Raw genomic sequence first — 12898 nt, forward strand, 5'->3', positions numbered from 1 at the left:
TCAGACGCTGTGTTCAACCTGACGCACAGGGCGGTCCGTGGCGCGTTGCGCTTTTTCCTGGAGGAAGTGATGCACGCCATCCCACAGGTCGATGCGCGAGTTGATCGCGGTCTTGGCGCTTTCGATCATGTGCTGGTGTTGCGCGGGCGTGGTGACGATTTCAGCGATGATGCGCTTGGCCGCCGGGCCGTGATCGTCGCCGTCCATTTCGATGTGGCGCTTGAGGTAATACGTGAGCATCGGCACCTCGGTTTCACTCACCGACCATTGCGACAGCAGGCGGCCGAACATGTCGGGGATGATGTCTTCACGGCCAAAGAAGAAGTACGCCAGCACGGCTTCGGTCGAGCCGTGCTGCGCGACATCGAGGGTCTGGCACATGAACACTTTGGCGGCCAGCGGAATATCGCGGTCGCTGAGCGCCTTGGCCAGCGGCACCTGGGCCTGGATGGCAGCGAGGAAACGCCGGAACACTGAACTGTCGGCGCCGATTTCATCCATGGCCGTGAGGTACAGGTCCAGGTGGCTGATAAAGCCGCCGTCCGGGTGTTCGTCGGTTTCTTCGCCCACCACGATTTCATTGATCAATCGCGCGGCGGTGATGTGCACCGGCGGCACCCACGGCAACTCGACGCAGGTGAGGTCGCGCTGGATGCGCTTGAGCAAGGTCATGAAATCCCACACGGCGAATACGTGGAATTCCATCAGCGTGCGCACGTCTTCAACCGTGCGGATAGTGGCGAACAGCGGGTGGCTGAATAACTGCTCGCGTTCGGTTTCGATGTGGCTGTCGATATCAAAAGGCATACATGCTCCTGCAGCCTGAGTCTTCAGGCGGGAAAATCCATTCGGAATGTTTGGGTGAGTGTTCAGTCGTTTACCGTGTCTCCACGGTAGGGGTGGCGGCTGGTGGCGTACTTGAAGGACGCGACGAAGTGCTTTTCCAGCAAGTACTGCCGGTCTGTGTACCAGCCCGCGTCCAGCAGTTGGCGGTGCACTTTTGGCAGTCGCCAGCACGGCACCGCAGGATAAAAGTGATGCTCCAGGTGAAAGTTCGCGCCGGCGTGCAGCCAGGTGCACAGCCGCGAGGTGCGCGAGCGCGCAGGCGGTGGTTCATCGCCTTCGCTGAACGCATGTTCCTGATAGGCATTGAAGGCCGACACCAGAAACGCCACCGCCAGGCTCGCGCAAAACCCCAGCAGCAACCCGTCGATCTGCCACAGCGCCACGGCGTACACGCACAACCAGCCCACTTGGCAGGCGATGTTGCAGCGCGCCAGCCGTTGCACCTGCGCCGCGCTCAAGGGCAGCGGCGAAGGGCTGCTCAGTGGGCCGAACGCCAGGCGCACGGTGGCGTGCAGGTAGTTCGAGGTTGCGAGCAAACGCGACAGCGCGATGCGGCTTGCCAGCGTGCGATAGCGCGAGAAGTGCCGGTAGTCCGGGTCTTTTGCGCTGTTGCTGTAGCGATGATGTTGCCAATGGTCGACGAAGTAACCGGTCACGCAGAACCCCGGCAGCAGCGAACTGGTAAGAATGCCCAGGTAGCAGCTGTGCATCGGGTTACCGCTCAGGTTGAAGTGGAAGCCTTCATGCCCAAGGATCGCTTGCAGAAACAATCCGTACCCGGCCACGACCAGCAAGGGCGAACACAGCAGCACCCACACGGTGGGCGCCGTGTTTGCCACCCACACAAACAGGGCAAGGGGCAGCAGGTACAGGCACACCGCGTAAGCGATGATCAGCAGCGACTCGCCCGTGCGCGCCTTGAACAAGGCGCGGTCGAGACGGACCTGGGGCTTGGGGTGCAGTTGTCTGGCCATTGGCGAGGCGTTACTCGATCAGTTCAGGTTTGAGCGCCAGGTGCCCGCCGCGTGTGAGCGTGCGCAGGCGCATGGCGATAAAGGCGTCGACCACACTTGGCGCGATGCGCGCGGTGTACATGGCCAGCGTGCCCATGAAGGTCAGCCCGCGATTGCGCAAGCCGTTTGTGCGGCAGGCGCGCACCAGGCCGTCAGAGGCTGCATCGAGTTTTTCTTCCAGAGACAGCAGGGTCTTGTCACCCCGCTTGAAGGTCACCAGGCGCTTGACCGACAGCCCCACCCGCTGGGCCGGCAAGTGAATCGCCGTGTCGATGAACCCCGGGTACACCGTGACCACATCCAGCTGCCCGCGATACTGCATGCGCAGCACGTCCGAGTAGGCGCTCAACGCGCGTTTGCTGGCGGCGTACGCGGCCACATAAGGCGCATTCACCAGGGCGAACAGCGAGGATACGTTGACCACTTTGCCGCGTTTGCGCAGCAGCCCCGGCAAGAACCCGGCCACCAACTGCCACGGTGCGAACAGGTTGACATCCACTGCGCGGATGACTTCGTCGGTGACGCCGGTTTCACCGCGTTCCAGGGTCAGCGTGCCGGCGTTATTGACCAGGATGTCGATGTCGCCGAAATCGGTGGAGATGGCGCCGATCACCGACGCCAGCGCGCGGCGGTCGCACAGGTCGACCTGATAAAACCCGTCCAGCAGTTCCGGCTCCTGCGGCGCCAGAATGTCCAGGCCAATCACCGTGGCGCCTTGTTGCTTGAGTTTGCGGGCGGCGGCTTGGCCCAGGCCACGCGCGCAGCCGCTGATGACGATGATTTTTCCGAGCAGGTTCATGGGTGCGCTCCGGCGATGCTGAAGGTTGAGTGGGACAAATAGGTGTCGAGGTTGCTCGCCATCGAGATCTTCGCCGGCGGGTGAAATTGCAGACCGCGGCAGGCCATCAACCCATTCGAACTCTGGTTGCTGGTGATAAATGCCATGCCGCCGAGCATCGCGTGGGCCTGGTCCGACAGCTCGGTCAGCAGCTGCTCGATGCCATAACGCACCAGCAGCAGACGGGCCAGCACGTTCGGCAGGTCCTGGGGGTTGCGCTCGATATCCAGCGCCGCGCCTTCCAGCGCGCTGATTGCCAATTGCAGGTTGGCCGCCAGGTCCACGCGGTGATGCGCGGTCCAGCGTCCTGCGTCGGTCACCGTCTCGATCAGGCCGGCGCAGGCACCCACGTAGGACGCGCAAATCAACAGTTCGAACCAGATGAAACCGACGGTTTGCACGTCGCCCAACAGGTGCTTGTAGCCGGCGGAAAACAGCATGCGTTCGGGCACCAGCACTTCATTGAGGCGTACCTCAATGCTTTCGGCAGCGGCCAGCGCGCTGTTCTGCCAGAACGGCGCGCGGCTGATGCCTGGCGCGTTGGCGGGAATCAACGCCACCATCAGCTCTTCGCCCTGTGGGGTCTGGCGGGTATAGCTGGCGGTGAGCAAGTCCATCGAGCGGCCGAGGCAGCAGGGCTTTTTGCTGCCACTGAGCAACACGCCCTCGGGGGTGTGCACGGCCTGCATGTTCGAGTCGAGGATGCCCGCGCCCGAGTTGCCCTCGGCAAACCCCGAGGACAGCAACAAACGGTTCTGTGCAACGGCCGCCAGCAACAGACCTTCGGCGCCGCCCCCGTTTTGGGTGAGCGCCAACAGGCTCGCCACCGAAAACTGGTGCATGGTGCTGGCCACCGCCAGCGAGGGCGAACGCGCGCCCAGGGCGATCTGCACATGCACGGCATCGAGAATGCCTGCACCCAGCCCACCGGCGGCGCGGTTGACCAGCAGCCCGACCGGACCGTGTTGCTTGAACAGGGCAATGACACTGCTCTCGGGCGCCTCGCGTTCGGCGAGGGCCGCCAGGCGCGCGTCAAATTCCGGGGCGTAGCGGTCAAGCAAGGCGCGCGAGCGGTTTAACAATGACAGTGACATGGCTCAGGCCTTCAGGTAGCTCGCCGGGAACAGGCCGGTGATGATCGAGTGGATGTTTTCGCGAATGGCCTTCTGCGCGACGGGGTCGAGCATGTCGGCGAGCATCGGCAGGCCCAGGTCAAAGCGCGAGGTGAAGGTGATAATCGCGTCCTTGCCATCGGGCAGGACTTGCCAGGTGCCCGAGAAGTGATCGACATCGCCGGCCATTTGCTCAAAGTGAATCTCGCGGGTCTGGGCGTTGAACGTGTCGCGCTCCTGCCACTTGAGAATGCCGCTGTGGAAGTTGACCTCCCAGGAGGTGAACGACACGTCGTCGCTGACCTTGTTGATGGTGATATTGCGTACCGAGTCGCACAGCTCGACGTAGTGGCTGAAGTCGCTGATCACGGCGAAGACTTCATCAGCGCAGGCATGGGGGATATGTGCCTGGACATTGACTTCTTGCATGGGGTAACTCCAAAGATCAAAGGGGTGAGACAGAGGTGGTGAGCGCCTGGGCGAATCCCTCGATCAACCAGTTGCAGTCCTGGGCGGTGAGCAGCGGCGACGGTGTAAGCCGCACGACACGGTGGTCATTGAGCGAGTGGCACACGATGATGTGCTGCTCGATCAGGGCCATGACCATGTTCGCGGCGATCGAGGCGTCGCTGAACTCAAAGCCCAGCAGCAAGCCGGCACTGCGCAGCGTGACGCGCTCGGCCAGGCCCATGCGCTGCAACAGCGCGCTGAAACGTGCGTGCAGGTCCTGGCCCAGCAGCCGTGCCCGCGCCACCAGGTCTTCTTGCACCATCACCTGCAGCGTGGCCTGCACGGCCGCCATGGCCAGCGGGTTGGCGCCAAAGGTCGAGGTGTGCACCGTGGGGTTGCGGTTGAACGGCGCATAAATGGCCGCGCTGGCGACCATGGCGCTGACCGGCACGCAGCCGCCGGACAGGCTTTTGCCGACCAGCATGATGTCGGGCACCACCTGTTCCTGATCGCACGCCCACCAATGGCCGGTACGGCCCAGCCCGGACTGGATTTCGTCGATGATCAGCACGGCGCCGTACTGGTCACACAGCTCGCGTACCCGCGTCAGGTAACCCGGTGGCGGCAGGATCACGCCGGCTTCGGCCTGGATCGGCTCGAGAATCACGCAGGCTTTTTCCGGCGAGGCGAGCAGTTGCTGTTCCAGCGCGGCGCTGTCGCCGAACGGCACGAATGCGCTTTCGCTGAGCAGGCCACTGAACGGTTCGCGGTAGCTTTCACGGCCGGTGACGGCCAGCGCGCCGAGGGTCTTGCCGTGGAAACCGCCGAGCGTCGACAGCGTGCGACGGCAGCCGTTAAGCCGGGCGAGTTTCAGGCCGGCTTCGGTGGCTTCGGCGCCCGAATTGCAAAAGAACACATAGTCCAGGTTGCCCGGGCAACGCGCTGCCAGCGCTTGCGCGGCCAAGGCTTGTTGCGGGTTGAGCAACAGCTTGCTGGCCAGCGCGTTTTGCTGCAGTTGGCGGGTCACGGCATCCACGACAACCGGATGGCCGTGGCCGAGGAAAAACACCCCATAGCCGCCGGCATCCAGGTATTGGCGGCCTTGGCTGTCATAGATGTAGACGCCCTGGCTTGAGTGTTCGATCGGCAGGTTCATCAAGGACGCGAGGCGTGCGTAGCCCGAGTTCACATGCTGGCGAAAATACTGGTCAATCTGTTCGGCGTCGGCGGCGGGTTCCAGTTCTGTCAGGTGCGAGTTCATGCCACGGATGCCTCTGCGACAGGTGGAACCGGCTGTTTGAGCATCCGCGTCAAGGCGCCGAGCTTGGGGGCCAAGTGATTGAGTGACAGCAACAATTCGCGGCTGACGTCGCGTGCACCGAAGGCCGGCTCACCGAGCAACTCGGGCAACGAAGTGGGCAGCGGCGTGCGCAGGCAGGCATAGCGGCACAGCTGGTTGGCGCGGCCCAGTGCCGCCTGGACGGCACCGGTCAGTGCCGGCAGAAACACCGGCCGGATCAGGCGCTCATAGATGTCCGGCGCCATGCAGCGAGGCCGTGTGAACGGTTGCGCCTGGGCTTGCATGGACTCGCACATCAGGTCCAGCAGGCCGGTGAGGTCCAGCGCCTGTGGGCCGCTGGTGAGGAAGTAGTCCGCGCCGATCAAGCGCCGGTGCAAGGCGTTGGCAATCGCCTGCGCCGCCACGTCGCGGGCAATCAGGTCGATGTAGCCGGCAGGCGGGCAGGGCACGATAGGCAGCACGCCGGACATCATCAGCCCCATGGTCATGTGAAAACCCTGGAAGTTGGGCATGTGCCCGGTGTCGGAATTGCCGATGATGATTGACGGGCGAAAAATCGACACGTCGATACCGGAAGAACGCACCAGCGTCTCGGCCTGGCGCTTGGCGACTTCGTACGGTGTCTCGGCCTGCACGCCTTCGTAGTAGTCACATGGGTGGGTGAAGGCGGTGCTGATGTGGTAGAGCGGCACCTTGGCTTGCTGCACAAAGCGCACGACGTTTTCGGTACCCAGGTAATTGACCGAAAAGATCTGGTCGATGTCGCCATCCATGCGGGTGACCGCTGCGGCGTGAATGACCCAGTCGACGCGCTGCAGCAGCGCTTCATAATCCTCGGCAGCCAGCCCCAGCCGGGGGCGGCAGATATCACCGCTGAGCACTTGCACCTGCGGGTGGCGGATGCGGCTTTTGCGCGCAAGGCAGACCAGGTTGAAATCCTCTGCCAGGCAGTCGATCAGTGACTCGCCGAGTACGCCCGAGCCTCCTGTGAGAAGGACGGTTAATTTTTGCTGTTCTGACATGTAGGACGCTTCCTGCGGACTCATCGAAAGAATTAACGGTGCGTTCCGCCGAATCCCAGGCACACGTGCCCCTGGCGAACACTCTTGTATCCACTTTCGGTGGCGCTGACGTGCGTTGGGGGAAGGCTGTCAGCGCTTAACGTTTTCGCGAATAAGATGCGATCGATATTGGCCTTTTGATATCACCGCGTCTTGAACGAAACGCTTGTCTTGCGCAAAACCTTGGCCGCCGTGAGCGGGGTCATGCCGATCATGCGGCGCATCATGCGCGCCAGGTGCGCCTGGTCGGAGAACCCGCCATCGGCGGCGGCGTCCGACAAGCTGGCGCCGCCGGCCAGGGATTTGGAGGCGCGCTCGAGTTTGTTCCAGATGATCCATTGGGACAGGGAAACGCCCATCTGGTGCGTCGCCACACACCGCAGGCGCGGGCTGGACAGGCCGACCGCATTGGCGGCGCGGCTGACGGAACCGGGACCGTCGCGGTCCAGGCGCAGGATGTTCAAGGCTTTATAGAGGCGTTGGTCGATGGGCGGCGTAATCGCCAGCAAACGCGCGAGCGCGTCGACAAACTGGGGCAGGGACGTGGTACGGCGAAAGCACTCCAGCAGTTCGTCACTGGCCAGGGCGATGCCATTGTCTTGCAGCAATGCGTTGAGTGCACGGCCCAGTGGTGTGTCCGGATTGACGTACACAAACGCCACCGGATGACTGTCGGCCACGGCGCGGTGTTCGACGTTGGGGCCGATGATCACTCCCGCCGCGCGGATCAACTGGCCGGGCAATTCCAGGGTGACCGGTTGGTGCACGCCGATGCACAGCTGAATGGCGACATGGGAATGGGCAGAGTTCTGATCCGCGCGACCGATGTAACCGGCCCATGAATCGCCAAAAGTAACGCTGCCGTCCCACATGTAAGGTCTTCCTGACTCGAAGGGTGAGTTTTCCGTGTGCAGGGTAGGCCTGCACAGGTCTTGATTCAAGCTCCGAACGCGCAGTCAGCGTTGCAGCGCCGCACGCATGCCGGCCAGTTTGATGCAGGTTTCGTCGTATTCGCAGGCAGGGTCGGAGTGCTCCACGATCCCGCACCCCGCAAACAGGCGAGCCTGGTTGCCCTTCAACAGGGCGCTGCGCAGGCCGACGATGAATTCGCCATTGCCATGCGCGTCCAGCCAACCCAGCGGCGCCGCGTACCAGCCACGATCAAAGCCCTCGAATTGGCGGATATGCTCCAGCGCCTGTTGGCGTTCATGGCCACCGACCGCGGGTGTCGGGTGCAGGAGCGCAACCATATCCAGCAAACTGCGCCGCGGGTGCAGCGGCCCTTCGATCAGCGTGGCCAGGTGTTGCACGCGGCTGAGGCGCTTGATATGCGGCGCGGGCGGAACCTGCAACGGGGCCACCCACGGCGCAAGGTCGCGCTGGATGATCTGCACCACCACCGCGTGTTCGTGCTGGTTCTTTTCGCAGGCGAGCAGCGCGTGCGCCAGTTGCGTGTCGTGCTCAGGGTTGGGGTCGCGGCGGGTGGTGCCCGCCAGCGCCAGGGTTTGCAGGTGGCCATTGTGCAGCTTGACCAGGCGCTCGGGAGACGCGCCGATGAAGCACGCCTGGTGTCGGCGAAAGGCAAACAAATAAGCGCCGGGGTCATTGCTGGCGAGGGTCGCCAGGGTGCGGCCGGCATTGATAGGCCGGGAAAACTCACTGAGCACTTCCCGCGCCAGCACCACCTTTTGCAATGGGGTGTCGCGCAATACGTCGAGGGCGTGGGCGATTTTGCTTTCCCAGCACGCGCGCGGCAGGCACTGGTCACGGGTGTGGTGGGGCGCCGCCGTGGGGCGTGGGCCGGACGCGTAGCGGTCCATCAGCGCGTTCCATTGATTCAACACGTGCTCGCAGCAGCGCTGCGCCACATCGTCAGCCGCCACCCGTTGTTGGCACAGCAGCCAGCAGGCATCGCCGTCGCGCACCAGCAACAGCGTCATCAACAGCAGCGAAGCATCGCCAAAACCCTGCCACGCAGGGCTGGCCTTGACCTGATGATCAAACCGAAAGCCGCCGCACACCGTCGGCGCCAATGGGCCGTGGACCACGGCGCCTTCGAGCCAGTCCCGCCATTGCGCATCCACCGTGGCAAAACGTTGAGCACCGGCGCCGATGAGTTCAGCCGCCACGCCCCAGCCGAACAGACTTTTGTCATCTTCCGGCGCGCGCCAGAACAGGCACTCGGCGTGCGGCTCGTCGACACGTTCGAACAGCGCCAGCAGGTCCAGCGCGGTGATGTTCAGCGCGTAACTGGCCAGCACGGGTTTGCCGTGTTCGATAGCACGCTGGCGAGCGCATTCGAACACTTCGGTCAGGCCGGCGGCATGGCCCTCCAGCTGCGTAAAGGCGCTCATGCCGGTGTTCTCGTTGCGCGCCAATGCAGCACTTGCTGGCCGATGTACCAGTGGATGATCTGGGCGAACAGGGTTTCCATGAAGTGCGGGTCCAGCCCGGCTTGCTCGGCCCATTCGCGGCGTTGCGGGAGCATCTGGGCCACGCGTTCAGGCGCGGCAATGCTGCTTTCGCTCGGTTTGAAACGTGCAGCGGCTTTGACGTAAGCCATGCGTTGACGCATGAGTTCGATGATCTGGTGGTCCAGTGAATCGATGGCGTGACGGATGTCCGGCAGGCCATCACAGGCGTCGGGTGTTTTCATCAACAGGTTTCCTTCAGGGCGGGCGATAGGGTCAGCAGCGTCGCGGCGATAGCGTCGATGAGTGCCTGGCGTTGCTCGATCAGGTAAAAGTGGCCGCCGGGCCAGCGCTGCAGGTGCAGTGGCTGGTGACTGGCGGCTTGCCAGGCATGGGCTTCATCCCGCTCGATCTCCGGGTCTTGCTCGGGGTAGAACACCGTGATGCGGCTGTTGAGCGGCTGCGGTTGCGCGCAGGTATAGGTTTCAACCACGCGGTAGTCACCGCGCAGGCCCGGCAGGAACAGTTCGCACAGGGCCGGGTCGTCCAGCAATGGGTTGGGCCGCTCGGACAAGCGCCGCACGTCGTCGAGCAACGCCGCATCCGGCCCCCGGTGCAGGTGCCCGCCGCGCTGGCGGTGTGGCGCCGGATGGGCGGACACGAACAGGTGGTCGACAGCGATTGCGCGTTGCTCCAGGCGTGCGGCCACTTCATACGCCACCACCGCACCCAGGCTGTGACCGAACAACGCCAGTGGCCGGTCGGCGTAACCCTGCAAGGCATGGGCGGCGCCGTCGGCCAGGCGCTGCATGTCAGTCAGGCACGGCTCGCTGAAACGGTCTTCGCGGCCCGGGTACTGGATGGCCAACAGGTCGATGTCGGCGGGCAGGGCGTTGACCCAGTCACGAAAGAAACTCGCACTGCCCCCGGCATGCGCAAAACACACCAGGCGCCAGCGCGGCATGGGTGTCAGGCGGTAGGCGCGGACCCAGCGGCTCACGACGCGGCGCTCTGCAACCAGGCCTGGCGCAGGCGTTCGCGCAGGTCCTTGCGGCTGACTTTGCCCACGCCGGTGTGCGGGAACTGCGCGATGAATTCGATGCGGTCCGGCACCTTGAACGCGGCCAGGCCCTGGCCACGCAAGTGCTGCTTGAGCGCAAACGCCGACGGCGCCGGGTCGCGGGCGACGATAAACGCACAGGTGGATTCGCCCAGCACCGCATCCGGCATCGCCACCAACGCAGCGTCGTGCACCTGCGGATGACTGATCAGCAGGTTTTCGACTTCTTCGGCGGCGACCTTTTCGCCGCCACGGTTGATCTGGTCCTTGTCGCGACCTTCAACCACCAGATAACCCTCGGTGGTGCGCCGGACCCGATCACCGCTGCAATAAAAACCGTCGGCGGTGAACGCCTTGGCATTGTGCTCGGGCAGGCGGTAATAGCCACGAATGGTGTATGGCCCGCGCACCTGCAGCTCGCCGACCTCGCCGTCGGGCACCGCTTGGCCGTGTTCATCGACAATCCGAATTTCATCATCGGCGCTCAGCGGGCGGCCCTGGGTATGCAGCAGGTGATCGGGGTGATCGTCCAGGCGGGTAAAACACAGCAAGCCCTCGGCCATGCCCAGCACTTGTTGCAAGGTGCAGCCCAGGGCCGGCGTGACACGTGCCGCTGCGCTGCCGAGCAGCTTCGCGCCGCCGACTTGCAGCAGGCGCAGGCTCGACAGGTCGGCTTGGCGCTGGGCCTGGGCGTCCAGCCATAACATCGCCAGCGGCGGCACCAGCGCGGTGACGGTGACGCGTTGCTCGCTGATCAGCGCGAAGCAGCTTTCGGGGTCGCAGCGACGCGTACACACCACGCGCCCACCGGCCAGCAGGGTGCCGATGACGCCCGGGCAACACAGCGTGAAGTTGTGCGCCATGGGCAGCGCGGTGAGGTACACCGTGTGCGCGTCCAGGCCGCACACCTCGCTGCTGGCGCGCACGTTATAGAGGTATTCGGCGTGGCGGCGCGGGATCAGCTTGGGCGTGCCGGTGGTGCCGCCCGACAGCTGGAAACACGCCACGGCGTCAGGGCGACCGGCGTCCTGCTCCAGCGGCTCGTGGTGATACAGCGTACTCAAGGCAATGAACGCCTGCGCGTCACCGTCGATCACCACGTGGCGCAAATGCATGCTCTGGGCGGCCAACTGGCGCGCCATTTCACGGCAGTCGAAGCCGTCCAGTTCGGCGCAGCCGATGTAGGCCGTGGCCTGGGCAAACCTGCAAAAACCGCCGATCTCGTGCTGACGATGGGCGGGCAGGGCGAGGATCGGCCGGGCGCCGAGGCGGAACAGCGCAAAGCACACTTCGATAAACGCGCTGCCGTTGGGCAAGTGCACCACCACGTTATCGCCAGCTGCCACCCCCAGCGCACGCAATCCGCCAGCCAGGCGCCGGCAACGGTCCGCCAGGCTGCGGTAGTTCAGATGCAACGGGCCGTCGGTGATGGCAATCGCCGATGGGGTGCGTGCAGCCACCGCCTCCAGCGCCTGGGCGAACGTTTGGTCTTGCCAGTAACCGGCCTGCCGGTAGCGTTCGGCGAACGCGGCGGGCCAGTCTGGCGCATCGTCAACGGTGTCTGAATCGCGTGCGCAGGTGTGCAATGACATGGAATCCCCTATTTGTAGAAATAATTGGCTACAAATGTCCAAATGAGATCTATTATCATTGTCTTTCGCCGGCAGCTTCTCAACGCCAAGGCTTTCGGACCTGTGACTTTTTCATTAGATGAAATACACAGCGGCTTTAAACAGGGAGGTTTACGGTTTAAAAGCCTCCTCCTCACTCAGGTCAGGCCCCGCGTAATGGCCTTAAAGGATCAAGGGAAAACCCAATGACTATTACGATCATCGCTCCCAGCCACCAAGAGACGCAGGCCGAACCCAAGGGCAACCAACCCGGCACGGTCTACCTGGAACCGCACATGACGTTGGTCACCGGCACGCTGTGGTCACAGAGCGAAAACTGGGTGGAAGACCCGTTGGAGCGCGGCCTCAAATTGATCCTGGTGCAGAGCGGTGAGTTGTCGTGCCGCATTCCCGGGCACAGCGAGCAATCGATCAAGGGGCCCAGCCTGTGCACCATCGTCAATGACGGCGAGTTCACCTCGTCGCAGATCTACGGCACCTCCACGCCGCTGCGCTACACCATCGTGCAACTGGACCTGGAATCCCTCGACCGCCACCTCGGCATGGCCCCGCGCAAGTTGTTGACCAGTGGTGGCGGCGACCCGTACATGATGGTGCGCCCGGCGCCACGCGCGATGCAGGCGCTTGCCACACAGATTGCGACGTGCCCGATGCAGGGCCCGAGCCGTTCGTTGTACCTGGGTGGCAAAGCGCTGGAGCTGACTGCCCTGAGCGCGCAATTTTTGCTCGGTGAACGGGGTCAGCCGGAACAAAAGCTGCGCATTACCTCCTCTGACGTGGAGCGTGTCCACGCCGCACGCGATCGCCTGGTGCGCTCGTTGCTGGAGCCGCCGAGCCTGAACGCCCTGGCCAGCCATGTGGGCATGAGCCCGCGCAAACTCACCGCGGGCTTTCGCAAGGTGTTTGGCACCAGTGTGTTCGGCTACCTGCACGAGCATCGCCTCAGCGAAGCCCACCGCATGCTCAGCGACGAGGAAAGCAACGTCTCCACCGTCGCTTACGGCGTGGGGTTCAGCCCGGCGCATTTCTCGATTGCCTTTCGTAAACGCTACGGCGTATCACCCAGCGAGATCCGTTGAGCGTGGGTCGGTGTCTCTGAATCGAATGAAAAGGCCCGTGCATCTAAAGCCCTGAGCGCTTTCTGAAAACCTGCTTGCGATAGAGTTCCAATTGAGA

The 12898-nt window shown here is 63.6% G+C and carries 13 protein-coding genes; 1 reads left to right on the plus strand and 12 read right to left on the minus strand.

What is annotated here, in order from left to right; translation table 11 throughout:
* The 12 genes from ACP7B3_RS01195 to ACP7B3_RS01250 form a co-directional block, all read right to left on the minus strand.
* On the minus strand, positions 1-807 hold the full coding sequence (locus tag ACP7B3_RS01195) for a DUF3050 domain-containing protein (protein WP_242196963.1): 807 nt from the start codon (positions 805-807) through the stop codon (positions 1-3).
* A 62-nt stretch (positions 808-869) separates the two neighbouring features.
* A complete protein-coding gene (locus tag ACP7B3_RS01200) occupies positions 870-1820 on the minus strand; it encodes a fatty acid desaturase family protein (RefSeq protein WP_426177336.1) in 951 nt (316 codons plus the stop codon).
* 10 nt (positions 1821-1830) lie between these two features.
* A complete protein-coding gene (locus ACP7B3_RS01205) occupies positions 1831-2658 on the minus strand; it encodes an SDR family NAD(P)-dependent oxidoreductase (RefSeq protein WP_426177338.1) in 828 nt (275 codons plus the stop codon).
* Complete coding sequence (locus ACP7B3_RS01210; RefSeq protein WP_426177340.1) at positions 2655-3791, minus strand: acyl-CoA dehydrogenase; 1137 nt, start codon at positions 3789-3791, stop codon at positions 2655-2657. Before ACP7B3_RS01210 ends, ACP7B3_RS01205 begins: the two co-directional genes overlap by 4 nt.
* 3 nt (positions 3792-3794) lie before the next feature.
* Entirely contained in the window at positions 3795-4238 is a 444-nt protein-coding gene (locus tag ACP7B3_RS01215) for a type II toxin-antitoxin system RatA family toxin (protein WP_145160499.1), read from the minus strand.
* Between the two features lie 16 nt (positions 4239-4254).
* On the minus strand, positions 4255-5520 hold the full coding sequence (locus tag ACP7B3_RS01220) for an aspartate aminotransferase family protein (protein ID WP_426177342.1): 1266 nt from the start codon (positions 5518-5520) through the stop codon (positions 4255-4257).
* Positions 5517-6581 carry an SDR family oxidoreductase gene (locus tag ACP7B3_RS01225; protein WP_145160503.1) on the minus strand — a complete coding sequence of 355 codons (1065 nt, stop codon included), beginning with the start codon at positions 6579-6581 and terminating at the stop codon, positions 5517-5519. Before ACP7B3_RS01225 ends, ACP7B3_RS01220 begins: the two co-directional genes overlap by 4 nt.
* Positions 6582-6763: 182 nt before the next feature.
* Entirely contained in the window at positions 6764-7492 is a 729-nt protein-coding gene (locus tag ACP7B3_RS01230) for a helix-turn-helix domain-containing protein (protein ID WP_145160505.1), read from the minus strand.
* Between the two features lie 84 nt (positions 7493-7576).
* Positions 7577-8974: an isochorismate synthase gene (locus ACP7B3_RS01235; RefSeq protein WP_426177345.1), complete on the minus strand. Its 1398-nt coding sequence runs from the start codon at positions 8972-8974 to the stop codon at positions 7577-7579.
* Entirely contained in the window at positions 8971-9276 is a 306-nt protein-coding gene (locus ACP7B3_RS01240) for an isochorismate lyase (RefSeq protein ID WP_145160509.1), read from the minus strand. The genes ACP7B3_RS01235 and ACP7B3_RS01240 overlap by 4 nt, the downstream gene beginning before the upstream one ends.
* Positions 9276-10031: a thioesterase II family protein gene (locus tag ACP7B3_RS01245; RefSeq protein WP_306098876.1), complete on the minus strand. Its 756-nt coding sequence runs from the start codon at positions 10029-10031 to the stop codon at positions 9276-9278. The genes ACP7B3_RS01240 and ACP7B3_RS01245 overlap by 1 nt, the downstream gene beginning before the upstream one ends.
* Positions 10028-11683, minus strand: a complete 1656-nt coding sequence (locus ACP7B3_RS01250) for a (2,3-dihydroxybenzoyl)adenylate synthase (RefSeq protein ID WP_426177348.1) — start codon at positions 11681-11683, stop codon at positions 10028-10030. Before ACP7B3_RS01250 ends, ACP7B3_RS01245 begins: the two co-directional genes overlap by 4 nt.
* Before the next feature lie 224 nt (positions 11684-11907).
* Here ACP7B3_RS01250 and ACP7B3_RS01255 point away from each other — a divergent pair, with 224 nt between their 5' ends.
* Positions 11908-12801, plus strand: a complete 894-nt coding sequence (locus ACP7B3_RS01255) for a helix-turn-helix transcriptional regulator (protein WP_145160513.1) — start codon at positions 11908-11910, stop codon at positions 12799-12801.
* Positions 12802-12898 lie beyond the last annotated feature (97 nt).

It is taken from the genome of Pseudomonas sp. TWRC1-2 (assembly GCF_049896685.1).
Taxonomy (GTDB): Bacteria; Pseudomonadota; Gammaproteobacteria; order Pseudomonadales; family Pseudomonadaceae; genus Aquipseudomonas.